This window comes from Nonomuraea sp. NPDC003560 (assembly GCF_042878785.1).
Classification (GTDB): Bacteria; Actinomycetota; Actinomycetes; order Streptosporangiales; family Streptosporangiaceae; genus Nonomuraea.
This window is the reverse complement of the sequence record NZ_JBIAOF010000004.1, coordinates 333,119-358,576: the sequence shown is the minus strand read 5'-3', so window position 1 is coordinate 358,576 and position 25,458 is coordinate 333,119. Positions and strand designations below refer to the sequence as shown.

25 protein-coding genes are annotated in these 25,458 nt (G+C 74.9%); 14 read left to right on the top strand and 11 right to left on the bottom strand.

All coding sequences use genetic code 11. The features are described 5' to 3' along the window. Positions 1–24: 24 nt before the first annotated feature. The 3 genes from ACFYUV_RS17880 to ACFYUV_RS17870 are packed head-to-tail and all read left to right on the top strand — an operon-like array spanning position 25 to position 3,931. Positions 25–1,230 (top strand): glycoside hydrolase family 1 protein, encoded by a 1,206-nt coding sequence (locus tag ACFYUV_RS17880; RefSeq protein ID WP_387669680.1) that lies wholly within the window; start codon positions 25–27, stop codon positions 1,228–1,230. Further along, positions 1,227–2,399 (top strand): GDSL-type esterase/lipase family protein, encoded by a 1,173-nt coding sequence (locus ACFYUV_RS17875; protein ID WP_387669679.1) that lies wholly within the window; start codon positions 1,227–1,229, stop codon positions 2,397–2,399. The genes ACFYUV_RS17880 and ACFYUV_RS17875 overlap by 4 nt, the downstream gene beginning before the upstream one ends. Then, positions 2,396–3,931: a family 20 glycosylhydrolase gene (locus ACFYUV_RS17870; RefSeq protein ID WP_387669677.1), complete on the top strand. Its 1,536-nt coding sequence runs from the start codon at positions 2,396–2,398 to the stop codon at positions 3,929–3,931. The genes ACFYUV_RS17875 and ACFYUV_RS17870 overlap by 4 nt, the downstream gene beginning before the upstream one ends. Positions 3,932–3,995: 64 nt before the next feature. Here ACFYUV_RS17870 and ACFYUV_RS17865 read toward each other — a convergent pair whose 3' ends face one another. The 3 genes from ACFYUV_RS17865 to ACFYUV_RS17855 all read right to left on the bottom strand — a co-directional run bounded on the left by ACFYUV_RS17865 (position 3,996) and on the right by ACFYUV_RS17855 (position 6,770). Next, positions 3,996–4,907, bottom strand: a complete 912-nt coding sequence (locus ACFYUV_RS17865; RefSeq protein WP_387669675.1) for a hypothetical protein — start codon at positions 4,905–4,907, stop codon at positions 3,996–3,998. A gap of 217 nt (positions 4,908–5,124) precedes the next feature. Next, positions 5,125–5,769 carry a response regulator transcription factor gene (locus tag ACFYUV_RS17860; RefSeq protein ID WP_352351471.1) on the bottom strand — a complete coding sequence of 215 codons (645 nt, stop codon included), beginning with the start codon at positions 5,767–5,769 and terminating at the stop codon, positions 5,125–5,127. After that, positions 5,766–6,770 (bottom strand): histidine kinase, encoded by a 1,005-nt coding sequence (locus ACFYUV_RS17855; RefSeq protein WP_387669673.1) that lies wholly within the window; start codon positions 6,768–6,770, stop codon positions 5,766–5,768. Before ACFYUV_RS17855 ends, ACFYUV_RS17860 begins: the two co-directional genes overlap by 4 nt. 446 nt (positions 6,771–7,216) lie before the next feature. Between ACFYUV_RS17855 and ACFYUV_RS17850 the strand changes: the two genes are divergently transcribed. Next, positions 7,217–7,675 carry a CBS domain-containing protein gene (locus ACFYUV_RS17850; protein ID WP_358301452.1) on the top strand — a complete coding sequence of 153 codons (459 nt, stop codon included), beginning with the start codon at positions 7,217–7,219 and terminating at the stop codon, positions 7,673–7,675. 5 nt (positions 7,676–7,680) lie between these two features. After that, a complete protein-coding gene (locus ACFYUV_RS17845) occupies positions 7,681–8,964 on the top strand; it encodes an SLC13 family permease (RefSeq protein WP_387669671.1) in 1,284 nt (427 codons plus the stop codon). 15 nt (positions 8,965–8,979) lie between these two features. Here the strand turns inward: ACFYUV_RS17845 and ACFYUV_RS17840 are convergent, their stop codons facing one another. Continuing rightward, on the bottom strand, positions 8,980–9,864 hold the full coding sequence (locus ACFYUV_RS17840) for a phosphotransferase enzyme family protein (protein WP_387669670.1): 885 nt from the start codon (positions 9,862–9,864) through the stop codon (positions 8,980–8,982). A 452-nt stretch (positions 9,865–10,316) separates the two neighbouring features. Here ACFYUV_RS17840 and ACFYUV_RS17835 point away from each other — a divergent pair, with 452 nt between their 5' ends. From ACFYUV_RS17835 to ACFYUV_RS17815, 5 genes are all read left to right on the top strand, one after another. Further along, positions 10,317–11,228 (top strand): lysophospholipid acyltransferase family protein, encoded by a 912-nt coding sequence (locus tag ACFYUV_RS17835; RefSeq protein ID WP_387669668.1) that lies wholly within the window; start codon positions 10,317–10,319, stop codon positions 11,226–11,228. Positions 11,229–11,385: 157 nt separating this feature from the next. Beyond that, positions 11,386–13,617 carry an MMPL family transporter gene (locus tag ACFYUV_RS17830; protein WP_387669667.1) on the top strand — a complete coding sequence of 744 codons (2,232 nt, stop codon included), beginning with the start codon at positions 11,386–11,388 and terminating at the stop codon, positions 13,615–13,617. Then, positions 13,614–14,471 carry a lysophospholipid acyltransferase family protein gene (locus ACFYUV_RS17825; protein WP_387669666.1) on the top strand — a complete coding sequence of 286 codons (858 nt, stop codon included), beginning with the start codon at positions 13,614–13,616 and terminating at the stop codon, positions 14,469–14,471. Before ACFYUV_RS17830 ends, ACFYUV_RS17825 begins: the two co-directional genes overlap by 4 nt. Before the next feature lie 90 nt (positions 14,472–14,561). Then, positions 14,562–14,813, top strand: a complete 252-nt coding sequence (locus tag ACFYUV_RS17820) for an acyl carrier protein (RefSeq protein WP_387669664.1) — start codon at positions 14,562–14,564, stop codon at positions 14,811–14,813. Then, entirely contained in the window at positions 14,813–16,036 is a 1,224-nt protein-coding gene (locus ACFYUV_RS17815; RefSeq protein ID WP_358301437.1) for a beta-ketoacyl-[acyl-carrier-protein] synthase family protein, read from the top strand. The genes ACFYUV_RS17820 and ACFYUV_RS17815 overlap by 1 nt, the downstream gene beginning before the upstream one ends. Positions 16,037–16,053: 17 nt before the next feature. Here the strand turns inward: ACFYUV_RS17815 and ACFYUV_RS17810 are convergent, their stop codons facing one another. Together ACFYUV_RS17810 and ACFYUV_RS17805 are read right to left on the bottom strand one after the other, a co-directional pair. Beyond that, on the bottom strand, positions 16,054–16,491 hold the full coding sequence (locus ACFYUV_RS17810) for a VOC family protein (RefSeq protein WP_358301434.1): 438 nt from the start codon (positions 16,489–16,491) through the stop codon (positions 16,054–16,056). A 72-nt stretch (positions 16,492–16,563) separates the two neighbouring features. Further along, on the bottom strand, positions 16,564–17,751 hold the full coding sequence (locus tag ACFYUV_RS17805) for a cytochrome P450 (protein ID WP_387669662.1): 1,188 nt from the start codon (positions 17,749–17,751) through the stop codon (positions 16,564–16,566). A 73-nt stretch (positions 17,752–17,824) separates the two neighbouring features. Here ACFYUV_RS17805 and ACFYUV_RS17800 point away from each other — a divergent pair, with 73 nt between their 5' ends. Beyond that, positions 17,825–18,433, top strand: a complete 609-nt coding sequence (locus ACFYUV_RS17800) for a TetR/AcrR family transcriptional regulator (protein WP_387669660.1) — start codon at positions 17,825–17,827, stop codon at positions 18,431–18,433. 79 nt (positions 18,434–18,512) lie between these two features. Here ACFYUV_RS17800 and ACFYUV_RS17795 read toward each other — a convergent pair whose 3' ends face one another. Continuing rightward, positions 18,513–19,115: a CGNR zinc finger domain-containing protein gene (locus tag ACFYUV_RS17795; RefSeq protein WP_387669659.1), complete on the bottom strand. Its 603-nt coding sequence runs from the start codon at positions 19,113–19,115 to the stop codon at positions 18,513–18,515. Positions 19,116–19,182: 67 nt separating this feature from the next. On the opposite strand from ACFYUV_RS17795, the gene ACFYUV_RS17790 reads away from it, so the two are divergent. The 3 genes from ACFYUV_RS17790 to ACFYUV_RS17780 all read left to right on the top strand — a co-directional run bounded on the left by ACFYUV_RS17790 (position 19,183) and on the right by ACFYUV_RS17780 (position 21,395). Beyond that, complete coding sequence (locus tag ACFYUV_RS17790; protein ID WP_387669658.1) at positions 19,183–19,572, top strand: RidA family protein; 390 nt, start codon at positions 19,183–19,185, stop codon at positions 19,570–19,572. Positions 19,573–19,604: 32 nt separating this feature from the next. After that, on the top strand, positions 19,605–21,017 hold the full coding sequence (locus ACFYUV_RS17785; protein ID WP_387669656.1) for an MFS transporter: 1,413 nt from the start codon (positions 19,605–19,607) through the stop codon (positions 21,015–21,017). 102 nt (positions 21,018–21,119) lie between these two features. Beyond that, complete coding sequence (locus tag ACFYUV_RS17780; RefSeq protein WP_387669654.1) at positions 21,120–21,395, top strand: hypothetical protein; 276 nt, start codon at positions 21,120–21,122, stop codon at positions 21,393–21,395. Positions 21,396–21,411: 16 nt separating this feature from the next. Here the strand turns inward: ACFYUV_RS17780 and ACFYUV_RS17775 are convergent, their stop codons facing one another. The 4 genes from ACFYUV_RS17775 to ACFYUV_RS17760 form a co-directional block, all read right to left on the bottom strand. Then, positions 21,412–22,275 carry a D-alanyl-D-alanine carboxypeptidase family protein gene (locus tag ACFYUV_RS17775; protein ID WP_387669652.1) on the bottom strand — a complete coding sequence of 288 codons (864 nt, stop codon included), beginning with the start codon at positions 22,273–22,275 and terminating at the stop codon, positions 21,412–21,414. A gap of 110 nt (positions 22,276–22,385) precedes the next feature. Then, positions 22,386–23,582 carry a sensor histidine kinase gene (locus ACFYUV_RS17770; protein ID WP_387669650.1) on the bottom strand — a complete coding sequence of 399 codons (1,197 nt, stop codon included), beginning with the start codon at positions 23,580–23,582 and terminating at the stop codon, positions 22,386–22,388. Further along, a complete protein-coding gene (gene cseB, locus ACFYUV_RS17765) occupies positions 23,579–24,265 on the bottom strand; it encodes a two-component system response regulator CseB (protein WP_358301409.1) in 687 nt (228 codons plus the stop codon). Before cseB ends, ACFYUV_RS17770 begins: the two co-directional genes overlap by 4 nt. 15 nt (positions 24,266–24,280) lie before the next feature. After that, positions 24,281–25,456, bottom strand: a complete 1,176-nt coding sequence (locus ACFYUV_RS17760; protein WP_387669648.1) for an ABC transporter permease — start codon at positions 25,454–25,456, stop codon at positions 24,281–24,283. Positions 25,457–25,458: the final 2 nt, after the last annotated feature.

Here is a 25,458-nt window from a genome sequence, read left to right as displayed (position 1 = left end):
CCGACACCCAGGACAGGATCGAACATGACGACTTCGCAGCCGCCGACATTCCCGGACGGTTTCCTGTGGGGCGCGTCGACGGCGGCCCACCAGGTGGAGGGGAACAACGTCGGAAGCGACCTCTGGCAGGCGGAGCACGACGGGAGCCGGAGCCTGCCCGAACGGTCGGGGGACGCCTGCGACAGCTTCCACCGGTGGCCCGAGGACCTGGACATCGCCCGCGACCTCGGTCTCAACGCCTACCGGTTCAGCGTCGAATGGGCCCGCGTGGTCCCCGCGCCCGGTCACCCGTCGCCGGCCATGCTGGCCCACTACCGCCGGATCATCGAAGGCTGCGGGCAGCGCGGGCTGACCCCGGTCGTCACGCTCCACCACTTCACCAGCCCCGCCTGGCTGAGCGCCGGAGGCGGCTGGACCTCCGGGGAGGCGGTCGCGCACTTCGCCGACTACGTCCGCGCGGTGCTGCCGATCCTCGACGGCGTGCCCTGGGTCTGCACGATCAACGAGCCCAACATGGTCGCCCTGGTGGCCGCGCGCCGCAGGCACGGCGCCGGCGAACCCGTCCCCTCCTTCGTCCCGCCGGACCCCGACGTGACCCGCGCGCTGGCCCGCGCGCACGAGCAGGCCCGCGACCTGCTCGCCTCCGTGCCCGGACTGCGCTCGGGGTGGACGGTGGCCAACCAGAACGTGCAGGACCACGGCGCCGGCCCCGACCGCACCGCCGAGCTGTCGTACCTGGTCGACGACCAGTACATCGACCTGGCGAAGGACGACGACTTCATCGGCGTGCAGGCCTACAGCCGCCTGCGCGCCGGCGCGGACGGCGTCATCGCCCCCGGCCCGGACGACAGGCGCACGATGATGGGCTGGGAGTACTACCCCCTCGCGCTGGAGGACGCGGTCCGGCACACCGCCGCCCGGCTCGGCGGATCGACACCGCTGCTGGTGACCGAGAACGGCATCGCGACCGCCGACGACGACGAACGCGTCGCGTACACGACCGAGGCCGTCACGGGTCTGGCCCGCGCCATGGCCGACGGCATCGACGTGCGCGGATACCTGCACTGGTCGCTCCTGGACAACTACGAGTGGGGATCGTGGACGCCCACCTTCGGCCTCGTCGCGGTCGACCGGACCACGTTCCGGCGCACGGTCAAACCCAGCGCCCGCTGGTTCGGGCGGCTCGTCCAGGACCCGGCGGCCGTCCTGGGCGGGAAGGCCGCGTCGTGACGGACCTCCTGGACGTGACCCTGGACGCCGCGGACCTGGCCCGCCTCATCGACGGCGCGGCCGCACTCGACCCGGGAGCCCACGGCGGCCTGCGCCCGCGCCGGCTGCCGCCATGGGCCCGCGCACAGCACGACGACCCCTGGTTCGACCTCATGGAACAGGCGCCCACCGGCGTCTCCCTGCGCTTCGCCACCAGCGCGACCCTGCTGCGGCTGCGCCTGCACACCCGTTCGCTGCGGCCGGCCGGCGCCGAGGTCGCCCGGCCGCACAGCCTCGCCGTCGTCGTCGACGGCGCGGTGGCGGAACACGTCGCGATCCCCGAAGGGGACGTCGTCGTCATCGGCGCCGACCGGCAGGTCGCCGGCCGGGAACAGCGCGATCCGTCCGCCGTGACGGTGGCCCTCGTGCCCGACGGCAGGGAGAAGCAGGTCGAGATCATGCTGCCGCACGACTGCGCGGTCGAGGTCATCGGCCTGGCGGCCGACGCCCCGATCGCGCCGCCGTCCGCCGGCGGCCTCCCGCGCTGGACGCATCACGGCAGCTCCATCAGCCATGGGCTGCAGGCCGCCACCCCCGACGGCACCTGGCCGGCGCGGGTCGCCCTGGGCTCCGGCTGGCGCCTGCGCAACCTGTCGTTCGGCGGGAACGTGCAGCTCGACCCGTTCGTCGCCCGCATGATCAGGGACACCCCCGCGGACCTGATCACCCTGAAGGTGGGCATCAACCTCGTGAACGCCGACTCGATGCGGGCCAGGACGATGCTGCCCGCGGTGCACGGCTTCCTCGACCTGATCCGCGAGGGCCATCCGGACACCCCGGTGGTCCTCATCACCGCGATCGCCTGCCCGGCGCACGAGCACACGCCGGGACCGACCGTCGATCGCGGCGGCACGGCCGCCGGGGCGGACCGCGCCCTGGAGGCCGACGACGGCGCCCTCACGCTGGCCGCCACCCGCCGGATCATCGAGCGCGTCCACGCCGGGCGCGCGCCCGACGACCCCCACCTGCACCTGGTGGACGGCCGTACCTTGCTGGGCGAGCAGGACGCGCGCCTGCTGGGCGACGGGCTCCACCCCACGCAGGAGGGGCTGGACCTCATCGCGCGGCGCTTCCAGGACACGGTGGCCGGCATGCCGGCGCTGGCGGGGCTGCTCGGCGGCCGGCGATGAGGGCCGCGCTGGTGCCGTGGCCGCACGCGGTCGCGCTCGACCACGCGACGACGACCGCCCTGCACCCCGGCCGCGTCGAGATCCGGGCGGACGATCGTCTGCGCGACGCCCGCGCGTGGCTCGAAGGCGAGTTCGCCCGCCTCCCCGCCACCCCCTCGGCGGGTGACCCGTCCCCGTCGCGCGTCGTCCTGTTGATCGGCGACGCGCCCGGCGACGTGCCGCCTGCCGATGGGGTCGCGCCGGAACAGCTTCCCCCGGACGAGCGGCACACCGTGACGATCGCCCCGGAGGAGATCACGATCACCGGCCCGACCCCGCACGCGGTCCTGCGGGGCGCCGCGACGCTGGTGCAGCTGGCGGAGTCGGCGGCGGGCCGGCTGCCGGTCGGGCGCATCGCCGACGGGCCCGCCCTGGCGTGGCGGGGCCTGATGCTCGACGTCGTCCGGCATCCCTTCCGCCCGGACGAGATCCGCCGCGTCATCGACCTGCTGACGCGGTACAAGCTGAACGTGCTGCACCTGCACCTCACCGACTCCGGCGGCTGGCGGCTGCAGTCGGCGGCCCGTCCCGCGCTGGACGCGACCTCGCCCGGCGAGCTGATCACGCGGCGCGAGCTGGCGGAGCTGACGGCGTACGCCGCGGCGCGCGGGGTGACGATCGTGCCCGAGATCGACCTTCCGGGGCACGCCCACGCCGCGATCCGCGCCTGCCCGGAACTCGCCGGCGACCGGACCGCCGCCCGCCTGGGCTACGTCGATCCGGCCGTGCCCGGGGCCGAGTCCTTCATCGCGGAGACCGTCGCCGAGTTCGCGCGGGCGTCCCGTGCCCGGTTCGTGCACGTCGGGGGTGATGAGCCGTTCGGGATGCCCGTCACGGCGTACACGCGCGCGGTCGGCGTGGCCGTCCGCGCGGCGCACGACACCGGCAGCCGGGTCGTGGCCTGGCAGGAGACGGTACGCGCCGGGGCGCTGGGCGACGGCGACCTCGTGCAGCTGTGGATCGGCGCGGAGACGAGCATCGACGCCGACGCCAAGAAGGCGGAGCTGCCGGAGTCCGCGCACCCGTTCGTCGACCAGATGGTGGCGTTGTTCGCCCTCGCGCCGTCCGACGGGCCCGCCGCCGCGGCGGCCGGGCTGCCGGTGCTGCTGTCCTCCAGCGACGTGCTGTACTACGACCGCCCGTACGCCGAGCCCGCCGCGGACGCCGAGGGGGAGGCGCGCCGGGCCCGGCTCGGGTTCCGCGACTATCCGGCCAAGACCCTCCGGCAGATGTTCGACTGGACCCCGCGGTCCTTGGTGCCGGGGCTCGACGTCCGCGTCGCCGGGGTGGAGGCGGCGATCTGGTCGGAGACGATCACGTCCTTCGACGACCTGGCGTTCCTGCTGCTGCCCCGTCTCCCGGCCGCGGCCGAACGATCCTGGACGCGCGAGCCGGCGACCTGGGAGGACCACCGGGCACGCCTGCGACCGCACGCCGCCACGTGGCAGGCGACGGGATGGGGAGCGGCGTACCGGCCCGCGGCGGAACCGTGACCCCGCCGCGGCCCCGGGGCTCGTCAGGGGCCCGGGGCCCGTCGCTGCCCAGGGCTCGTCGTCGTCAGGCTCGCCAGGGCGACCCGCCGAGCTCGGTCACCGTCAGGGCGCGCAGCAGGTGCGGGTGCAGGCCCTCGGCCCGCGGCCGGGGCAGGCCGGCGGCGATCGCGGCCTCGGTGAGCGCGGCCCGCGTCCAGGCCAGGTCGACCCGCCGGCCCGCCTCGCCGGTGAGCAGCGGGTGGTCGGCGGGCCGGTCGCCGCACAGGCGGCGCAGCGGGCGGCGCAGGTAGGGGGCGAGCGGGAAGGCGACGATGTCGCCCCGCCCGTCGTGCAGGGTGATCAGCACGGGGTCGCCGGCGCCCACCAGGTGCACGTCGCACGGGGTCAGCCGGGCCAGCGCGTCGACGGACGCGCCGGTGGACTCCAGCAGCCCGACGGCCACGGCCTCGGCTAAGCGCCCTTCCTCGGCCAGCAGGGCGACCCCGCCGCGCAGCAGCCGCCGCTCGGCCGGGGTGGGCGGGTGAGCGGCCGGCGCCGGGAGAGCCGGCCCGTGCCGTCCGGCGAAGGCGTAGAACGAGGCCAGCACGGCCCGCCTGCGGATCACCGTCGCGCGCGCCAGCGGCCGGCCGGACGGCGCCAGACCGGCGGTGAGCGCGGCCAGGCAGTAGGCGTCGACCTGCGACCCGGCCCCCAGCACGTCGCCGCCGGGATCCTGCCCGCGCAACCACCGCAGGTAGGAGGCCAGCACCCGCAGCCGCGTCCGCCGCAGGGCCGGGGACGGCCGCTCGCGCAGCCAGGCCGCCGCCACGCCGGCCGCCGCCGGACCCAGCCCCTCGACGACGTCGACGTCGGCCGCGGGGACCTCGCCCCCGTCGCCGGGACCGCGCCGCGGACGCAGCCCCTCGATGCGGGAGACGAGGCCGCGGGCCTCCTGACCGGTGAGCGCGCCCCAGGACGCGACGGTGTCCTCGGCCATGCTCAGCACACGACCGGCACGACGACGGGATCGGCGGCAGGGTCGGCGGCGGCCCGTGCCGGAGCACAACAGGACGAAAGGGAGGCGTGGAGGACGTCACTGCTCGCGCCCAACGGACCCATCATGATCTCGATCGTCTCATGGAACTGCGCCCGCGGGCTCCATCCGGCCGGGCCGCCGGGGCCGCGGGACCCAGGGGCGCGTCCGTCCGCCGAGGTCAGGGTTCGATCAGGCCGGCGCGGATGGCGTAACGGGTCAGGTCGAGCCGGTCGTTGAGGCCGAGTTTGGCCAGGATGTTGCTGCGGTGGCGGTCGACGGTCTTGGGGCTGATGACCAGGGTGTCGGCGATGGCCTTGGTGGAGTGGCCCTCGGCGATGAGCTTGACGATCTCCTCCTCGCGGGCGGTCAGCAGGCTGTCGGGCAGCGGGTCGCCGTGCCGGTGGCGGTGGAGGTAGTCGCGGATCAGCGCGGTGACCGCCCCCGGGTAGAGGAACGGCTCGCCGCGCATCGCCGCCCGGCACGCCTCGATGAGGTCGCGGTCGGCCACCGACTTCAGCACGTAGCCGCAGGCCCCCGCCTTGAGCGCGGCGAAGAAGTACTGCTCGTTGTCGTACATCGACAACATCAGCAGGCGGATGCCGGGCCGGCGGCGGGAGATCTCCCGCGCGGCCTGCAGGCCGGTCATGCGCGGCATGGCGATGTCCAGGACGACCAGGTCGATGTCGTGGGTGCGGACGGCCTCCACCGCCTCGGCCCCGTCGGCCGCCTCGGCGACCACGGTCAGGTCGGGCTCGGCGTCCAGGATCAGGCGGACGCCCTGGCGGACGAGCGCGTGGTCGTCGGCGAGCAGGATGCGGGTCATCGGGCGTTCTCCTTGGCCGCGCCGGGGACGGTGAGGACGATCTCGGTGCCGCCGCCGGGCGGCGAGTGCACGCTCAGGCGGGCCCCGATGAGCAGGGCGCGCTCGTGCATGCCGCGGATGCCGGCGCCCGGCTCGCCGATGCCGCCCCGGCCGTCGTCGGTGACGCGCAGGACCAGGTCGCCGTCGTCGGGCGTCAGCGTGAGCGTCGCCCTGGTGGCCTGGGCGTGGCGGGCGACGTTGGTCAGGCTCTCCTGGGCGATGCGGTAGAGCACCAGCTCGACCTCGGAGCTGAGCGGCGGCAGCCCCGCGGCCAGTTTACGCGTGACCTCGACCGTGCCGGTCTGCGACAGGTCGGTGGCCAGCGCGGTGAGGGCGCTGGCCAGCCCGAGGTCCTCCAGGACGCCGGGGCGCAGCCGGTGGGCGACCTGGCGCACCTCGTCCAGGCTGGTCCTGATCGCCTCCTGGGCGTGGCCGAGCTCGTCGGCCAGCTCCGCGGGCGCCCGGTCGCGCACCCGCTTGAGCGCCAGGAGCGCGACGGTCAGGCTCTGGCCGATCTCGTCGTGCAGCTCGCGGGCGATGCGGCCGCGTTCGGCCTCCTGGGCGGCCAGGGCCTGGGCGCTGGCCACGCTGCGCTCCTCCTCCAGCCGGTCGAGCATCTGGTTGAAGGTGTCGGTGACGCTGCGCAGGTCCCGGTTGCCGGCGGGCAGCCGGTCGTGGGTGTGCAGCAGGTCCACCCGCCGCATGAGGGCGGTCAGGGAGGTCAGCGGGGCCAGGCTGGCCCGCACCAGGAACGCGTTCGCCGCCAGGATCAGCGCCAGGCCGATGAGCAGCACCGGGACCTCGGTCAGCAGCACCGGTGAGGAGACCGTCGCGGGGGACAGCGCCAGCACGAACGTGCCCGCGGCGAAGACCAGCGCGTTGATGACGAACAGGCGGCGGAACAACGCCTGGGCCGGGGTGCGGCCAGGCGGCTCCGGCGCGGTGGCGACGGCGTCTCTCATGCCTTCAGCCTGGGCGTTCGCCGCCCGCGCTGTCCACTGACCCGGCCCGAATACGGTCGCGCCCCCACCCGATATGGGGGCCGGACCCGATGGGCGCGGCCCCCCGCGCGGTGATGGCATGGTCTCCCCGGAAAACAGGGACGGACCGTAAGGAGGTGGGCGATGCGTGGCACGGACCTTCTCCGAGCCGCGGCGGCAGGACCGCTTCTCCTCCTGCCCGCCCGCGGGTCGCGGTCCGTCCCCCGGGGCCATCTGACGCGCGGGCCGCGCCGGGGGCCGGCCGCCGTCCCGTGGCCGGGGCAGAGCGCCTGAGCCGTCCCGGCCGCCTTTGTGACCTTCGCCCATGCCCCCGCTGGAGGCTCCCCATCAAGATCCGTCATACGACCGTGCCCCGAACCGGCGCGAACCGTCGTCTTCCCACCACTTCGACCACCGTGGACGGTGCCATGCGAGCACAGGACATCGCCGTCACCCTGCCGACCGTGACGGCCCGCGACTCCGTGGGACGCGCCGTGCGCCTGATGGTGGTCAACCGGCTGCCCGGACTCATCGTGGTGGACGAGCGGGGCAGGCCGGCGACCGTGCTGCCGGGCACGCAGGTGCTGCGGCTGGCCATCCCCGGCACGTACCAGGAGGACCAGGCCCTGGCCCGCACCCTCGACGAGAGCGACGCCGAGCTGTTCTGGCAGGAGCTCGCCCACCTGACCGTCGGCGACTGCCTGCCCAGGCCGCCCGCGCGGCCCGTCACCGTGCCGCCGGACGCGACCCTGCTGGAGGTGGCGGCGCTGATGGCCCGCACGCGCAGCCCGCTGGTCGCCGTCCTCGGCCCGGACGCCACCCTCACGGGGGCGATCACGCTGGAACGCCTGCTGACCAGCCTGGCCATCACGAGCCTTCCGGACTGATCCGCATGAGCGCGATCCTGGCCCTATCCATCTTCGTGGTGGCGTTCTTCTTCATCGCCACCGAGAAGGCCGACAAGGTCAAGGTCGTCCTGGTGGCGGCCGGCCTGATGACCGTGCTGGGGCTGACGCCGGGGGAGGAGGTGTTCTCCTCAGGGCACGCGGGCATCGACTGGAACGTCATCTTCCTGCTGCTCGGCATGATGATCATCGTGGGGGTGATCAAGCAGACCGGGCTGTTCGACTACCTGGCGATCTGGGCGGCCAAACGCTCGCGGGGGCGGCCGTACCGGCTGATGGCGATGCTGATGGCCATCACCGCCGTGGCCTCGCCGTTCCTGGACAACGTCACGACGATCATGCTGGTCGCGCCGGTGACGGTGATGGTGTGCGGGCGGCTGCGCATCCCGGCGCAGCCGTACCTGATCGCCGAGGTGCTGGCCTCCAACATCGGCGGGGCGGCGACGCTGATCGGCGACCCGCCGAACATCATCATCGGCAGCCGGGCGGGGCTGACGTTCAACGACTTCCTCGTCCACATGGCGCCCGCGGTCGTGGTGATCTTCGGCGTGTTCGTGCTGCTCACCTACCCGCTGTTCCGCCGGTCGTTCCACTACAACGCCGACCACGTCGCCAAGGTGATGGCGCTGCAGGAGCGGCGGGCCATCACCGACCCCGCGCTGCTGGCGCGGTCGATGACGGTGCTGGCCGGCGTGGTGACGGCGTTCGCGCTGCACTCCGTGCTGCACCTGGCGCCCTCGATCATCGCCCTGGTCGGCGCGGGGGTCATGCTGCTGGTCTGCCGGGTCGAGCTCGGGGACGTGCTGCGCGAGGTCGAATGGCCCACGCTGGTGTTCTTCGCCGGGCTGTTCGTCATGGTCGCGGGTCTGGTGCACACCGGCATGATGGAGACCATCGGCCGCGCCACCATCGACCTGTTCGGCGACAACTACTTCGCCGCGGCCACCTCGCTGCTGTTCGGCTCCAGCGTGCTGGGGGCGTTCTTCGACAACATCCCGTACGTGGCGACGATGGCGCCGGTGGTGGAGGAACTGGCCGCCGCCGCACCGGACGCGTCCACCGGGCAGGCGCTGTGGTGGGCCTTCGCCTTCGGCGCCGACTTCGGCGGCAACGGCACCGCCGTCGCCGCCAGCGCCAACGTCGTGGCCCTCGGGATCGCCGCCCGCACCGGGAACCCGATCTCCTTCTGGCAGTTCACCCGGTACGGCATCGTCGTCACCCTGGGCAGCACGGCCCTGGCCTGGGTGTACGTCTGGCTGCGTTACTTCTGACCCGGGCCGCACGGGTCAGGGACGCAGCCGGTGGAACAGCTCGACCCGGGCCCGGTGGTAGTCGAGGTCCTCCTCGTCGTGCGGCACGCCCGCCGCGGCGGCCTTGCGGAAGTAGGCGTGCTCCCTGCGCAGCTTGTGCCGGACGAGCTGGGCGAGCGACTCGTCGTCGAGGGGGGCCGCCGTGCCGCCCTCCTCGTGGTAGGCGGCCACGAACTCCTTGCTGGGGCCGGTCAGGTCGTCGCCCCACTCCAGCGCGGCGGCGGCCAGCTCCAGCTCGGGGGCGCCGACGAAGGTCTCGTCCCAGTCGAGGACGGCGACGATGTGGCCGTCCCTGGCCAGGGTGTTGCCGGTGTAGTAGTCGCCGTGCAGCGGGTGGCGTACGGGATGCCCGGCGTGGAAGGCCGCCAGCCAGCGGTCGAGGACGGGGTCGTGCAGGTCGGCGGCGTCCGGGGGCGGGTCGCCGTACAGGCCGGACTCCTGGAAGGCGGGCACGGGACGCGGGCCCGGACGCAGACCGGCCAGCGCGCGGTGGAGCCTGGCCAGCAGCCGCGCGCCCGCCTCCCGCTGCGCCGGGACGTCGGAGTCGGGCCACTCGCCCTCGACGTAGGGCCAGCAGGAGATCGGCCGCCCCGCCACGACGACCACCGTCGCGCCGCCCGCGGTGGCCAGCGGGGCGACGGCCTCGGGGAGCGTGGTGGCGGCGTGCCGGGCGACGGCGTGGCACCACTCCGACTCGGCCACCCCGCGCGCGGCCGGGCCCACCCGGACGACGTGGTCGCCAAGGCGGTAGGCGGCCGACTCCTCCCCGCCGTGCAGCCGCTCGCCCTCTCCTTCGGCGCCCCAGGCCCGGGAGGCGGCGGCACGGATCTCGGGGGTGAGGGGCGTCTTTGCGTAGATCACCTTGTCAGGTTATGGGGCTCAGGTCATGAGCTGGGACGGCTTGGGGAGTGTTCTGCCAAGGTCGGGCGACACGTGGCGCAAATTCGGCGCTCTCCGCCGGATGGCGCTTAACCTGCACTAACAGGATCATCATCCGCTTGTCACCCCGCGGTCAGGCCGCCGGTGCCGAGCCCGCTCCGAATTCGGGACGCTCATGATCGTGCAGTCGCAAGAAATCGCCCAAAGCTCACATCCGCCCCATATCCGCCCGTCCCGGCGCCGGGGCACCCACACAAGGATTGGAACGGTCCACGTTCCGGGGCCGGTCCGGCGCGACCTGCCGCCCGCCGCCGTCTCGCGCTGCCGTTAGCGCCGCTCGGGCAAGCTCGCCGATCACCGTCTGGGAGTCCCGCGTGTCCCATCCGACTCCACCCGCAGCGCCGTCTGTCACGCCGCCCGTGGTGCCGCCAGCTGTGTCATCCGTCGTGCTGCCCGTCGGGGCGCCCGCCGGGGCGGGGCGGGGGCGTGCGACGTGGCGGCACGTCGCCGGCCCCGGCCGGCGCGTGGAGATCAACCCGTGGCTGGCGCGGGCGCCGTGCTCGGTGCGCGCGTGCCTGCCGGAGGAGGCCGTCGCCGCCGGGCGGACGCGCCGCGCGGCCCGGCTGTGCGCCGCCCTGCTGGTGCTGCTGGCCGCGCTGCCCGCCTTCCTCGCCATGGGGGCCGCGCCGAGGCTCTGGCGGGCCAGGACCGCGCAGGCGGCGGCCCGGCTGCTGCTGCGCGCGCTCGGCGTCCGGGTCGAGGTCGCCGGTCCGGCGGACCTCGCGGGGGCGGCGGCCGGGGTGCTCGTCGTGGCCAACCACGTCTCGCTGCTCGACCCGCTGGTCATGCTGGCCGCGCTGCCCTGCCGCCTGCTGGCCAAGCGGGAGGTGCGCCGGTGGCCGCTCATCGGGACGCTCGGCGCGGCCTGCGGGGCGCTGTTCATCGACAGGGAACGCCTGTCCACGCTGCCCGCCGCGGTGGGCCTGATCCGCGACGCCCTGCTGGCCGGGGAGACGGTCGCCGTCTTCCCCGAGGGCACCACGTCCTGCGGGCGCGAGGTCGGCACGTTCCGGCCCGCGGTCTTCCAGGCGGCGATCGACGCGGGGGCGGCGGTGTGCCCGGCCGTCCTGCGCTACTACGAGGGCCCGAGCCCGTCGAGCCGGGGGAGCTGGGTGGGCGAGGACTCGGTGACCGGGTCCGTCGTCCGGGTGGCCGGGACGCGACGGCTGCGGGCCGAGGTGCGGCTCACCCCGCTCCTGCCGCCGCCCGCGCCCGCCCGCGGGCCGCGCGGACGGGCCGCCCTGGCCCGCGCCGCCGAGGAACGCGTACGCGCCGGCCTCGACTGAGCGCACAAGCCAACCGCACACAACTGACCACACAGGCCCGCGCCGCGGGGGAGCGCGTGCGCGGCGGCCTCGACCGACCGTTACTCGACGTAAGGATTCACCGATGTGGGGCAATTCGCCGCCGTCCGGCCGTGGGCGGAGGTGGCCGCGACGGGTCGTGCTCTGGGGCGCGGCCGTCACGTTCGCCGTCTCGCTCGTGGCCGGCCTGGACGTGCACGACCGGCTCGTGCTGGGCGACATCGTGCCGCTCGGATCGCAGTCCCTGCGCGCGGACGACATCCTCCAGGACGCCTTCCACGCGGGCAACGCCGACCTGGTCCTGATCGCCCGCGCCGCGCGCCCGGTCGACGACCCCGAGATCGACGCCGCCGGGACGCGGCTCACCGAACGCGTCTCGGCCGATCCCGGCGTGTGGCGGGTCACCTCGTACTGGCGCGGCCACGAGCCCGGGCTGCGCAGCGGCGACGGGCGCGCGGCGGTCGTCCTGGCCCACCTGAGCGGCGACAACGCCGCCCGCAACGCCGCCGCCCGCCGGATCATGGACTCCCTGCACGGCCGCTACGGCCCCCTGTCGCTGACCGCCACGGGCGAGGCCCAGGTGCGCGTCGAGGCGCAGGACCGCAGCGAGACCGACCTGCGCACCGCCGAGCTGATCGCCGCGCCGCTGACCCTGGCCATCCTGTGCGTGGTGTTCGGCAGCCTGGTCGCCGCCCTGCTGCCGGTGCTGATCGGCGCGCTGGCGGTGATCGCCACCATGGCCGTGCTGCGCCTGCTCACCGAGGTCATGGAGATCTCGGTGTTCGCGCTGAGCATCTCCAGCGCGCTCGGCTTCGCCCTGGCCGTCGACTTCAGCCTGTTCATCGTCACCCGCTTCCGCGAACAGCTCGCCCACGGCCAGGACGCCGTCCAGGCCGTCGCCGTCACCATGCGCACCACCGGCCGGGCCATGGCCTGCTCGGCGGCCACCGTGGCGCTGTCCATGTCGGCGCTGCTGCTGTTCCCGTTCACCATCCTGCGCTCGCTGGCCGTCGGCGGGATGACGATCAGCCTGACGGCGGCCGCGGCCAGCCTCGTGGTGCTCCCGGCCGTGCTCACCCTGCTCGGCGACCGGGTCAACCGGCTTCCCGTGCCCGGCCCGTGGAACGCCGCGCGCCGGTCCGCGCCGCCGGTGGAGGACGGGCCCTGGTACCGCCTGGCGGTCGCCGTCATGCGCCGCCCGCTGGCGGTGGCCGTGCCCACCACCGCGCTGCTGCTGGCGATGGGCGCGCCGTTCCTGGGCGCCCGCTTCGGCACCCTGGACGACCGCATCCTGCCGCCCGACGCGCCCGCCGCCCGCGCGGCGCAGGCGCTGCGCGCGCAGTTCGGCGGGCAGCAGGTCGTCGGCGGCACCATGATCGTGCTGCCGGAGCTGCGGATGACCGGGCAGAACTCCGCCGGCCCGCTGGACGGCTACGCCAGGCGCCTGGCCGCCACCGACGGCGTGCTCCGGGTGGACACGGCCGGCGGCTCCTACAGCAGGGCCGCCACCGTGCCGGGGCCGGGCCGCCGGTTCACCGGCGAGGCGGGCACCTGGCTGCTCGTCACCACCGCGCACGAGCCGTACTCGGTGGCCAACAGCGAGCTCGTCCGGCGCCTGCGCGCGATCCCGGCCCCGGGCCAGGCGCTGTTCGCCGGGCCGGGCGCCGAGCTCGACGACATCAGGCAGAGCATCGCCGGCACGCTGCCCACGGCCCTGGCGCTGATCGCGCTGGCCACCCTGGCCATGGTGACGCTGCTGACCCGCAGCGTCGTGCTGGCCGTCAAGGCCCTGGTGATGAACGTGCTCAGCCTCACCGCCACCTTCGGCGCCCTGGTCCACGTCTTCCAGGACGGCCACCTGCGCGCGCTGGTCGGCGACTTCACCGCCACCGGCAGCATCGACGCCCTCATGCCCACGCTGATCTTCTGCGTCGCCTTCGGCCTGTCCATGGACTACGAGATCTTCCTGCTGTCCCGGATCACCGAGGAGTACCGCGACCGCGGCGACACCGCCACCGCGGTCGCCACCGGGCTGCAGCACACCGGGCGGCTGTTCACCTCGGCCGCCGTCATCTTCGCCGTCGTCATGGCCGCCGTGGCGACCTCCGGCCTGGCCGTGCTCAAGATGATCGGGGTGGGCATCGCGGTGGCCGTCCTGGTCGACTGCACGCTGATCCGCACGCTCCTCGTGCCCGCCGTGATGCGCCTGGCCGGGCCCGTCAACTGGTGGTCGCCCCGGCTGCTGCGCGGCCGGCGGGGGAGCGGCGGCTCTCCCGGCGACCCGCCGCGCGTCCCCGTCGGCGCCGCCGCGGGCGGCCCGGACGGGACGGAGCCCGCGGCGCCGGCGGGCACACCCGCGGGCACACCGTGACGACCATCCGCGATCAGGACCACCGCCACGAGCGGCCGCCGTCCGGGCCGGGGCTGTCGCCGTGCACGCCGGACGCGTGCGTGCGGCCGCCGGTCGCCGCCGCCGGGCCGGTGCGCCGGGCCGTCCGCCTCCTGGGCTGCGCGCTGGCCCTGGGGGCCGCCCTGACGCTGTCGGCGATGCCCGCCCGCCGCGCCGGGGCCCTGCGCGCACGCCTGGCCCGCAGGGCCATGGGCCTGATCGTGCGCGCGCTCGGCATCACGGTGCGGATCCCCGGCGGCGTCCCCGCCCTGGACGGGCACGGCACCCTGCTGGTGAGCAACCACATCTCGTGGGCCGACCCGCTGATCATGGCGGCCCTCACGCCGGCCCGCCAGCTCGCCAAACGGGACATCGGACGGTGGCCGCTGGTCCGGTCGCTGGCCGCGGCCCACCGCACGCTGTTCATCGACAAGGACCGGCCGGCCGGGCTGCCCGCCGCGATCACGGCCGTCGCCGCCGCGCTGCGCGACGGGGACGCGGTGCTGGCCTACCCCGAGGGCACCACCTGGTGCGGGCAGGCCATGGGAGCCTTCCACCCGGCCCTGTTCCAGGCCGCCGTCGAGGCGGGCGCGACCGTCCGGCCGGTGGCGCTGCGCTACCGCGAGGCCGGCGCGCCCTCCACCCGCGCCGCCTGGATCGGCGCGGACTCCCTGCCGGTCTCGCTGCTGCGCGTGGTCGCGACCCGGAACCTGGTGGCCGAGGTGACGTTCCTGCCCCCCGTGCGCCCCGAGCTCACCGGACGGCCGCGCGCGGACCGGGCGGCGCTGGCCGCGCTGACCGAGTCGCGGGTGAGGGACGCTCTGGGCCCGGCTTGATGGACATTTGAGGTGTCATACCCGGACCCGCCCGCACTCCTGGAGCACACTCGGACACGCCCCCCATCCGCCGAGAGAACGGACGGCACCATGACCGACGACCAGATGACAGACGTGCTCCGCGGCCACTGCGCGCGGGTCCTGGGCGTCAGCCCGGCCCAGATCGGCCCGCACACCGACCTGCGCGAGGAACTGGACGCCGACAGCCTCGACTTCGCCGAGCTGCACGCCGTGGTCGAGGACGAGTGGGGCACCTTCGCCGACGACCGGCTCCAGCGGGTGCGGACCGTCGCCGACATGGTCGCCGTCATCCGCCGCCACCTGACGGCGGTGGGCGGCTGATGCGACCCCGGGTCGCGGTGACCGGGCTCGGCCTGCGCACGCCCGCCGGCTCCGGCCCCAAGGAGCTGTGGAACGCGCTGCTCGGCGGGCGCTCGACGGCACGGGCCATCACGTCCTTCGACACGTCCGCGCTCGCGGTGCGCTTCGCCTGCCAGGTGCCGGAGCTGGACGTCTCGGCGTACCTGACCGACCGGCAGGCCCGGCGGCTGGACCGGGCGTCGCTGCTGGCGGTGTGCGCGGCGGGCGACGCCCTGGCCGACGCCGGTCATCCGCGGGTGCCGCCCGAGCGCCGGGCCGTGGTGGCGGGCAGCTCGTTCTGCGGCACCGAGACCTACGAGTCGGCGCTGCTCGACACGCCCGGTCCGGCCGCGCTGCGGCTGTCGCCGATCTTCATCCCGAAGATCATGCCCAACGCCGGCGCCGCCGCCATCGGCATGCGGTACGAGATCCGCGGGCCGAGCATGTCCGTGGTCACCGCCTGCGCCTCCGGCGCGCACGCCATCGGCGAGGGCGTCCGGCTGATCCGCGACGGCTCGGCCGACCTGGTCGTGGCCGGGGCCGGGGACGCCAACGTCACCCCCGGCATGCTGCACGGCTTCAGCCGGTGCCGGGCCCTGTCGGTCCGCAACGACGACCCCGAGGCCGCCTGCCGCCCCTTCGAGGCCGACCGCGACGGGTTCGTGCTGGCCGAGGGGGCCGCGTTCCTCGTCCTGGAACGCCTCGACGACGCCGTGCGCCGCGGGGCGCGCGTCCACGCCGAGGTGTCCGGCTACGGCCGCACCAGCGACGCCCACGACCTGACGGCCCCCGCGCCCGGCGGCGAGGGCGCCCGGCGGTGCATGGACGCCGCGCTCGCCGACGCGGGCCTGGCGCCCGAGGACATCGTGCACGTCAACGCCCACGGCACCGGGACCGAGCTGAACGACCTGGCCGAGGCCCAGGCGATCGGCCGCGTCTTCGGGCCCGCCGCCGTGCCGGTGAGCTCGACCAAGGGGGTGACCGGGCACGCCCTCGGCGCGTCCGGGGCGATCGAGGCCGTGGCGTGCGTGCTGGCGATGGCCGAGTGCACGGCCCCGCCGACCGCCAACCTGGACCGGCTCGACCCGCGCTGCGACATCGACGCGGCGCCCGTGCCGCGCCCGATCGCGAGGGGGCCGGTGATGTCGAACTCGTTCGGCTTCGGCGGCCACAACGCCACGCTGGTCTTCTCGCCGGCGCGCTGACCGCTCCCGCCGGACGGTCAGCCCCGCCGGGAGACGAACACGCAGAACGGGTGCCCGGCCGGGTCGGCGTAGACCCGCAGGGGTTCCTCGTCGTCGTCGATCCGGTCCAGCAGCAGCCGGCCGCCCAGGCGCAGAACGCGTTCGTGCTGCTCCAGCAGGCTCTCGACCGACGGCACGGTCAGGTCGAGGTGGAGCTGCTGGGGCACCCCGGGCTCCGGCCAGGTCGCCTCCGGAAGCGTCTCGACCTGCTGGAAGGCGAGCTGCGGCGCGCCGTCCCTGGTGCGCAGCACGAGCCAGTCGCGGCCGCGCTCGTCGTCGGCGCCCGCCTGCGGCGGCTCGTCGCCGGGCCGGTAGACCAGGTCCAGCAGGGACCGGTAGAACTCCGCCAGCGCCCTGGCGTCGGTGCAGTCGAGCACCACCTGACACAGCCTGATCCCGCCGTCGGTGCCGGCCATGCGCGCCTCCCGTGATCGTCTTCGTCCGTCATGCTCTCTGCACGGCCGGAGGGCACGTCAAACGCGGCGGCCTCACCAGGTGACCGGCAGGGACGCCAGGCCGTAGATCGTGGCGCGCGGGCGCAGCGGCACCTCCTCGGCGGGCACGGCCAGCCGCAGCCCGGGGAAGCGGCGCAGCAGCGCGGGGAAGGCCAGCCGCATCTCCAGGCGGGCGAGCTGCTGGCCCAGGCACTGGTGGATGCCGTGGCCGAAGCCGAGCTGCGGCCCGGCCTCGCGGGTGACGTCGAAGCGGTGCGGGTCGGGGAAGCGGGCCGGGTCGCGGTTGACGGCCGGCAGGGAGAGCGTCACGGTCTCCCCGGACCTGATCGTCCGCCCGGCGAGCGGCATGTCGGCCCGCGCGACCCGGATCGGGCCGATGTGCACGATGCTGAGGTAGCGCATCAGCTCCTCGACGGCGGTCGCCGCCACGCCGGGGTCGGTGCGCACCAGCTCCGCCTGCTCCGGACGGCTCAGCAGCAGGAACGCGCCGAGGGCCAGCATGTTCGCGGTGGTCTCGTGGCCGGCGGTCAGCAGCAGGGTGGCCACCCCGGTCAGCTCCTCGTGGTTCAGCTCGCCGCCGGAGACCAGCTCGCCGAGCAGGTCCTGGGCAGGCTCGGCCCGCTTGCGGGTGACCAGCTCGGACAGGTAGCCCATCAGCTCGGCGCCCGCCGCGCCGCGTTCCTCGGCGGAGTTGTCCAGGTTCACCGCGCGCGCGGTGGTGTCCTGGAAACGCGCGCGCTCGTCGTACGGCACGCCGAGCAGCTCGCAGATCACCAGCGACGGGATCGGCAGCGCGAACGCGCCGACCAGGTCGGCGGGCGCTCCGGCCGCGGCCATCTCGTCGAGTCGGGCGTCGACGATCTCCTGGATCCTGGGCTCCAGGAGCCGCATCCTGCGCATGCTGAAGCGGCCGGTGAGCAGCCGCCGGTAGCGGGCGTGCTCGGGGTCGTCCATGGCGATGAAGAAGCCCGGCGGGACCACCAGGTCGGCCAGGCCCTCGGGCGGCGCCAGCTCCTTGATCGGCGGCGCGGCGCCCTGGGAGGTGTTGCTGAAGCGCGGGTCGTCGAGCACCGCGCGGGCCTCGGCGTGGCCGGTGACCAGCCAGCCGGGGCGGCCGTCGGCGTAGATCATGCGGTGCAGCGGGCCGTGCAGCCGGGCGAGCTCGGCGGGCGGCTCGAACGGGTCCTCGCGGTCGAGCGGCAGGCTCTGAAGGATGTCCATGCCCTCAGAAAACCGCAGAGACTGCGAATTTGCAACCTATGCATAAAAGCAGGGCATGCAGTAGGGTGGCGCCGTGGAAGGTCATCGCGAACGCAAGAAGGCCCGCACCCGCCGCGCGCTGCTGGAGGCGGCCGTCCGGCTGTTCGCAGAGCGGGGGTACGAGCAGACCACCGTCGCCGACATCGCCGCGGCGGCCGACGTCGCGCCCCGCACCTTCTTCGCGTACTTCGCGAGCAAGGAGGACGTGCTCTTCCTCCAGGCGGGCGAGCGCGAGCGGGTGATGCTGGAGGCGATCGCCGGGCGGCGGCCGGGAGAGCCGCTGGGGGAGCTGCTGAGCCGGATGTTCGAGGCCATGGTGCGCAGCCTGGCCGAGGACGACGAGCTCGGCTTCGCGCTGTCGCCGCTGCGGGCGCGGCTGATGGTCGCCGAGCCCGCGCTGCGCGCCCGCGGCCTGACGCTCATGATGGAGACCCAGCCCCGGCTGGCCAGGGCGCTGTGCGAGGTCTATCCGGGGCTCGACCCGGTGTCGGCGGGGGCGGCGGTCGGCAGCTTCATGGGCGCGCTGGCCGTGGCCGGCATGGTCGCCCAGGAGCAGGGCGGCTCGGAGGACGACGTCCTGGCCGCCGGGCGGCGCGGGATCGAGGTCGCGGTCAACGGTCTGTCGAGCCTCGACCGGCCCTAGTCCGCGCGGGGCCGCCCGGGGCCGCCGGGGGCGGCGTCCGCATGCCGCTCCCGGCGGGCGTGCGCCTGACGGCCGCTCGTCACGGCTCCAGGGCCTGGCGGGCGCGCAGGGCGCGGAGTTTGTGGCGGTTGCCGCAGCGTTCCATCGCGCACCAGCGGCGGGCGCCGGGGCGCGAGGTGTCGACGAACACCAGCGGGCAGTCGTCGCTCGCGCACTCGCGGATGCGTTCGGCGAGCGGCCCGGACAGCAGTTCGATCATCTCCCGCGCCATGGCGGACAGCGCCTGGGGGGCCCGCACCGGTGACGCCCATCCGGCGGTGACGCCGTCGGCGGCGAGTTCGGGGACCAGGGGCGGGGCCGTCGCGGCCCGGTTGATGACCGTGATCGCCCCGGCGGGCAGGGGGCGGCGCGCCGCCTGGGCGTGCGCCGCGTCCCAGATCGCCTGGCGCAGGGCCTTGGCGTCGGCGAGCTCGCCGACGGTCACGGGGGCCGTCATGATCGCTGTCAGCGGCGGCTGGGCCAGCCATTCGGCCAGGTCGGCGGGCTCGTGCAGGGTCTCGAAGATCGCATATTGACCCTCGCCGCCGGTGTGGGCGAAGTCGAGGCAGAGGGCGCCGGCGTCGAACCTGAACGACCCGCCCTTGGGATCGTGCAGCACCCGTCCGGTTGCGTTCACGCGCATGACACCACTATAACTGGTGTCGCAACGAAACCTCTTAAACCGGTTTCAGAACGTGAGGAGAAAGAACATGGGCGTACGGCACGTCAACCCCGAGGGCCTGCACCGCAGCCCGGCCTTCAGCCAGGCCGTCGTGGTCGAGCAGCCGGCCAAGACCATCTACATCGGCGGCCAGAACGGCGTCGGCCGCGACGGCAAGGTCGTCGGCCCCACGGTGGGGGAGCAGGCCAGGCAGGTGTTCCGCAACCTCAGGACGATCCTGGAGAGCGAGGGGGCGAGCCTGGCGAACGTCGTGCACTGGCGCATCGCCGTGCTGGACGGCCACACGTTCGACGAGGGAGTGGCCGCCTTCCAGGAGGTGTGGAACCGGGCCGACGCGCCGCCCGCCATCACGGTGCACGTCGTGGCCGGCCTGAACCCGGGATGCCTCGTCGAGGTCGACGCCGTCGCCGTCGTGTGACCCCGCGGGCCCCCTCGACGAGATCTCCGATCATGACGAACACCGCGGAGGCGCCACCGGCCGGGCGGGGCGCCGCCCGGCCGCCCGGCCCCCTCTGGCCGATCGTCGCCCTGGTCTGCCTGGCGCAGTTCATGATGGTCCTCGACGTGTCGATCGTGAACGTCGCGCTGCCCGCCATGGAGTCCGACCTCCGCCTGGGCGCCGAGGGGCTGCAATGGGTGGTCAACGGCTACCTCCTCACCTTCGCCGGGTTCCTGCTGCTGGGCGGCCGGGCGGCCGACCTCTACGGCCGCAGGCGCACCTTCGTCGCGGGCCTGGCCGTGTTCGCGGTCGCCGGCCTGGCCGGCGGGCTCGCCACCACGCCGGAGGTGCTGATCGCCGCGCGGGCGTGCCAGGGGCTCGGCGCGGCCGTGGTCGCCCCGGCCACGCTGACCATCCTCACCACCACGATCCCCGCCGGTCCGGCGCGGGCCAGGGCCATCGCCACCTGGGGCGCGGTCGGGGCGGTCGGCGGGGCGGCGGGATCGCTGGCCGGCGGGCTGCTCACCGACCACCTGTCCTGGCGCTGGATCCTGCTGATCAACGCGCCGATCGGGGCGGTCGCGGTCATCGCCGCGCTGCGCCTGCTCGCCGAGAGCCGCGACACCGGCGCCCGCGGGCTCGACCTGACCGGCGCGATCACGGTGACGGCCGGGCTGTCGGCGCTGGAGCTGGGCGTGCTGCAGACCCCCGCGCACGGGTGGGGTTCGGCGCGCGCGCTGGTCCCGATGGGCGTGGGCGTGCTGGCGCTGGGCGTGTTCATCCTGGTGCAGGCCCGGTTCGCGCGGGCGCCGCTGATGCCGCTGCGGATCTTCCGGGCCCGCGCGGTGTCCGGCGCGCTCCTCGTGCAGTTCCTGCTGGGGGCCGCGGGCTTCGCGCTCTGGTACTTCCTGTCGCTCCACATGCAGCAGGTGCTGCGCTACAGCGCGCTCCAGGCGGGCCTGGCGTTCCTGCCGCACACCCTCGCCGTCGTCGTCGCCGCCAAGGCCACGCCGTGGCTGGCCGGCCGGGTCGGGCTGCGTCCGCTGCTGGCCACGGGCGCGCTGGTCTCGGCGGCGGGGTTCGCCTGGCAGGCCGTCGTCACGCCGGAGAGCGGCCTGCTCGCCGGGATCGTGCTGCCGGGCGTGCTCGTCACCGGCGGGCTGGGGCTCACCTCGGCCCCGATCGCGATGACCGCCACGGCCGGCGCCGCCCCCGGCGAGGCGGGGCTGGTGTCCGGCATCCTCAACTCCGCCCGCCAGGTCGGCGGCTCCCTTGGGCTGGCCGCGCTGACCACCCTGGCCGCGGCCCCCACCGGCGCGCCGACGTCCGGGTACGCCCTGGCGTTCTGGGCGTGCGCCGGCCTCGTGACCGCCGGGGCGGTGGCCGTGCTCGCTCTGCCCAGGGCCTCGAAGGACCGTCCCTGACGGCGGATCGCGTCCGATAGTGGACAGCGTTCCCGGGTGGCGCGCGGCGGGTCGCGGGGCAGGGAAGAGGTGCCGCCGTCCCTTCGGAGGAAAGGGAACGTCATGATCATGCTGGTGCGACGGCTCGCCGTCGTCTCGGCCCTCGCCCTCGCCGGGGCTTCCCTGCCCGCGTCGTCCGCGCACGCGATGGGCTCGTGGGTCTGCTCCGGCGGCTCCCGCACCTACCTGGGCAGCGTCGTGGGCTACCACATCCTGGGTTCCGGCTGCACCGGGGAGGGTTCGGGAGCCGGGTCGATCACCATCCCGTCCGGCACCTACGGCTGCGCGGTCGTCAACCCGACACCCCAGCTGGGCATCGTCAGCGGCCTGAACTGCTGATCCCGGCCCGGTCACGTCATCGCGACCGGTCGAGCAGCCACCTCTCGACCGCCGCGCTCATCCGCCCGCCCGCCTCCAGCGCCGCCGCCTTGGCGGCGGCCGGGTCGGTGTGCGCGGCCTGGCCGAGGATGACGCCGAGCACCAGATGCCCCCGTACGCGCGAGGCCCACATCAGGTTGCCGCCCGCGGCCGTGCCCGAGCCGGTCTTGATGCCGATGACGCCGTGCCTGTTCAGCAGCGTGTTGGTGTTGTGCAGCCGCCGGGCGTCCCCAGGGACGGACGTGTCGGTCTGGGCCACCACCGCCCGCAGCACCGGGTCGCCCATCGCCGCCCTGGCCAGCCTGAGCTGGTCGGCGGCGGTGCTGACGGTGGTGTCCTCGTTGCCGCTGGCCCCCGTGTACGTGGTGTCCGCCATGCCCAGGCGTCGTGCGGCGGCGTTCATCCGGGCCACGAAGCGCTCCTGGGAACCGGCGTCCCAGTGGGCCAGGAGCCGGGCCACGTTGTTGCCCGAGGGCACCATCATCAGCTCCAGCAGCCGCCGCAGCCGTACCGTCCGGCCCTGGACGAGCGGGACGGTCGACTCCAGCCGCGACAACGACTCCTCGGCCGCCGTGCGGTCCACGGTGATCGGCGGGCCGTCGTCGCCGGGCCGGAGCGGGTGGCGGCGCAGGATCACGTAGGCGGTCATCACCTTCGTCACGCTGGCGATCGGCACCGGCCGCGGGTCGCCGCTGACGCCCAGGCTGCCCACGCCGGCCACCTCGACCGCCGCCTGCCCCTCCTGCGGCCACGGCAGGGACGCGTCCCCGGTGACCTGGGGAGCCCCGGCACAGCCCGACAGAACACCCGCCAGCAGCAGAAACATCAAGGAACGTCGCATACCGGCCAGGTTGCGCGACCGCCGTGTCCGTACGGCCGTGGCCGCGCATCCGTCCGCGCTCAGCCGTGTATCAGCCCGGCATCAACCCGCCGGGAGGTATCAGCCCGGCATCAACCCGCGGGGAGGCGGAGGACGGCGACCGCGCCGCCGTCCGGGGCGTTGGCCAGGGTCAGCTCGGCACCGATGACCCGGGCCTGGCCCAGCGCGATCGTCAGCCCCAGGCCGTGCCCGCGGCCCCGCTCGGCGGCGCCCGTGCGGAACCGGCGCGGCCCGTCGGCCAGCAGCTCCGGCGGGAACCCCGGCCCCCGGTCGCGCACCTCGATCACGTGGTCGCCGACCGCGATCTCCACCGGCGCCGCGCCGTGCCGATGGGCGTTGAGCACGAGGTTGGCCAGGATCCGGTCGAGTCGCCGCGGATCGGTCTCGGCCACCGGGTCCCCGTCGGCCAGCACCCGCGCCTCGACCCCCACCCGGGACGCCGACTCCGCGGCCAGCCCGGCCAGCGGCACGCGCACCCGCTCGGCGACCTCGGCCCCGGCGTCCAGCCGGGACACCTCCAGCAGGTCCTCCACCAGCGTCCGCAGCACCCGGACCCGGTCCCGCACCAGATCGGTGACCTCGCCCTCGTCCAGCAGCTCGACCACGGCGACCAGGCCCATCAGCGGGGTGCGCAGGTCGTGCGCGACGTCGGCGGTGAACCGCTGCTCGGCCAGCAGCCGGTGCTGCAGGCTCGCCGCCATCGAGTCCACGGCGGCGGAGATGCGGGCGATCTCGTCCCGGCCGCGGGCGTCCGTCCGGGCCGCCAGGTCGCCCCCGGCGATCCTGCGGGCGGTGCGCGCGACCCGCCGCAGCCGCCGGTTGGGCAGCTCGGCCGCCAGCACCGACAGCGGCACCACCCCGGCCAGGGCGAGCAGCCCGGCCTTGGCCATGTTCCGGTCGAGCGCCTGGAGGCCGAGCACTTCGGAGCCCATCGCGATCCGCACGCTCCTCACCTCGCCGCCGCCGCCGTTCGGCTGGACCGCCCACATCCACGGCTCGTCCCGGTGGTCGAGCCCGTACCAGACCACCCGCCGGCCGGATCGCAGCCGATCGGCCAGGGCGTCGGGGAGCTCGGCGACGGGCACCACGTCCTCGGCGGTCCCGGCGGCCAGCGACTCCTCCAGGGCCACCTCGGCCCGAGCCTGGCCGAGGTCGAGCGCCCGCTGCCAGGTCGCCCGGTGCACCAGCAGCCCCACCACGGCGGCGACGACGGTCGCGGCGAGCGTGACGAGTGCGGCGATCTTCCAGCGCAGCGAGGCCGGATTCACGTGACGGCCAGCTTGTAGCCGAACCCGCGCACGGTCTCGACGCGCTCGGCGCCGATCTTCCTGCGCAGCCGCTGCACGCACAGGTCGACCACGCGGCTGTCGCCGTCCCATCCGTAGTCCCACACGTTGCGCAGCAGCGTCGCCCGTTCCAGCACGATGCCGGGATGGGCGGCGAACTCCAGCAGCAGCCGCAGCTCGGTCGGCGACAGCTCGACGCGCCGACCGGCCCGGCGCACCTCCAGCGCGCCGGTGTCCACGCTCAGGTCCCCGAACTCCAGCACGGCCGCCCCGGCCTCGGGCCCGGCGGCCGGCGTACGCGCGAAGGTGGCCCGGCGCAGCAGCGACCGGATCCTGGCCACCAGCACCGGCAGGTCCACCGGCTTGACCACGTAGTCGTCGGCGCCGCCCTCCAGCCCGGCCACGATGTCCAGCCCGTCGCCGCGGGCCGACATCATCAGGATCGGCACCTGGCTGGTCTCCCTGATGCTGCGGCACACGCTGATGCCGTCGAGGCCGGGCAGCATCACGTCCAGTAGCAGCAGGTCGTGATCGCCCGTACGGGCGGCCTCCAGCCCGTCGAGCCCGTCGGCCGCCGTGGTCACCTGGTAGCCGTACCGTTCCAGGGCCATGCCCAGCGACGTGCGGATCACGGTGTCGTCCTCGACGAGCAGCAGGGATGTCATGAAATCGCACCATACCTAGCGAAGTGCATTGACCGGTTCCATCCGGGCGGCGCGCAGGGCCGGATACAGGCCCGCCAGCAGCCCGACGACGGCCCCGGCCACCGGCGCCAGGACGGCCAGCCCGACGTCCAGGACGGGCGTCCACTGCTTGACCGCGCAGACCCCGACGATCACCAGGATCCCTGCGGACGCGCCCAGCACGCCGCCGATCAACCCGGTCAGCGTGGACTCCAGCAGGAACTGCGCCGCGATGTGGCGGCGCGCCGCGCCCAGCGCCCGGCGCAGCCCGATCTCGGCGACGCGTTCCATGACGGTCACCAGTGTGACGTTGGCGATGCCGACCGCGCCGACGACCAGCGAGACCAGCCCGAGGATCAGGAACAGGGCGTTGACGTCGCCCTCCACCGCGTCGCGGGCCCTGGTGGGGCTGGGCGGCGAGATGACCTGGAGCAGGGCCTCGTTGCCGGGGCTGAGCGCCGCCGGCGCCTGCCGGGCGATCAGCTCGGCGGCCCCGAGCGCGGTGTCGACCACGACGCGGGTCACGGTGTCCAGGCCGTAGGGCCGGCCGGCCGTGGGCGGCAGGATGACCGCGCTCGCCAGGCTCCTCTCCCGCCGGAGATCCCCGAGCACCCCGATCACGGTGTACGCCCGGGTGCCGATGAACACGGCCGGAGCCCGGTCCAGCCCGGTGATGCCGAGCAGCCGGGCCGCCTGCTGGCCCAGCACGACGACCCGGTCACCCCGGGCGACGTGCCCGGCGTCGAAGTAGCGACCCTCGATCATCCTGCCCTTGACCGCCGCCGGCAGGCCGGGGCTGCTGGAGACCACGGTCAGCGTCTGGTCGGTGACGCGGGCCGGGTCCACGACGTCGTTGGAGCGGACGACGAGGTTGGCGCTGCGGTCGGACTCGGCGAGCGCGGCGGCCGCGACCACCCCGCGCAGCCGGGTCACCCGGCTCACATCGGCCCATCCGACCAGCGGGAACGGGTGCGCCGGGACCTCGACCGTGACGGAGGTGGCGGTCAGCTCGTCGAAGCGGCCGACGATCTGGTTGCCGGCCGTCGCGGCGACGCCCAGGGTCACCACGAGCGTGGTGATGCCGAGCACGGTGCCCAGCGTGGTCAGGGCCGAGCGCATCGGGCGGGCCAGCAGGCCCGCCACGGCCTCGGTCAGCAGGTCGCGCGGGTGCACGT

Bases quoted from the DNA above. Each gene is read 5' to 3' on its own strand.
- ACFYUV_RS17880 (WP_387669680.1), top strand. From the start codon at position 25: ATGACGACTTCGCAGCCGCCGACATTCCCGGACGGTTTCCTGTGGGGC.
- ACFYUV_RS17870 (WP_387669677.1), top strand. From the start codon at position 2,396: ATGAGGGCCGCGCTGGTGCCGTGGCCGCACGCGGTCGCGCTCGACCAC.
- ACFYUV_RS17865 (WP_387669675.1), bottom strand. From the start codon at position 4,907: ATGGCCGAGGACACCGTCGCGTCCTGGGGCGCGCTCACCGGTCAGGAG.
- ACFYUV_RS17860 (WP_352351471.1), bottom strand. From the start codon at position 5,769: ATGACCCGCATCCTGCTCGCCGACGACCACGCGCTCGTCCGCCAGGGC.
- ACFYUV_RS17855 (WP_387669673.1), bottom strand. From the start codon at position 6,770: ATGAGAGACGCCGTCGCCACCGCGCCGGAGCCGCCTGGCCGCACCCCG.
- ACFYUV_RS17850 (WP_358301452.1), top strand. From the start codon at position 7,217: ATGCGAGCACAGGACATCGCCGTCACCCTGCCGACCGTGACGGCCCGC.
- ACFYUV_RS17845 (WP_387669671.1), top strand. From the start codon at position 7,681: ATGAGCGCGATCCTGGCCCTATCCATCTTCGTGGTGGCGTTCTTCTTC.
- ACFYUV_RS17820 (WP_387669664.1), top strand. From the start codon at position 14,562: ATGACCGACGACCAGATGACAGACGTGCTCCGCGGCCACTGCGCGCGG.
- ACFYUV_RS17815 (WP_358301437.1), top strand. From the start codon at position 14,813: ATGCGACCCCGGGTCGCGGTGACCGGGCTCGGCCTGCGCACGCCCGCC.
- ACFYUV_RS17810 (WP_358301434.1), bottom strand. From the start codon at position 16,491: ATGGCCGGCACCGACGGCGGGATCAGGCTGTGTCAGGTGGTGCTCGAC.
- ACFYUV_RS17805 (WP_387669662.1), bottom strand. From the start codon at position 17,751: ATGGACATCCTTCAGAGCCTGCCGCTCGACCGCGAGGACCCGTTCGAG.
- ACFYUV_RS17795 (WP_387669659.1), bottom strand. From the start codon at position 19,115: ATGCGCGTGAACGCAACCGGACGGGTGCTGCACGATCCCAAGGGCGGG.
- ACFYUV_RS17790 (WP_387669658.1), top strand. From the start codon at position 19,183: ATGGGCGTACGGCACGTCAACCCCGAGGGCCTGCACCGCAGCCCGGCC.
- ACFYUV_RS17785 (WP_387669656.1), top strand. From the start codon at position 19,605: ATGACGAACACCGCGGAGGCGCCACCGGCCGGGCGGGGCGCCGCCCGG.
- ACFYUV_RS17780 (WP_387669654.1), top strand. From the start codon at position 21,120: ATGATCATGCTGGTGCGACGGCTCGCCGTCGTCTCGGCCCTCGCCCTC.
- ACFYUV_RS17775 (WP_387669652.1), bottom strand. From the start codon at position 22,275: ATGCGACGTTCCTTGATGTTTCTGCTGCTGGCGGGTGTTCTGTCGGGC.
- cseB (WP_358301409.1), bottom strand. From the start codon at position 24,265: ATGACATCCCTGCTGCTCGTCGAGGACGACACCGTGATCCGCACGTCG.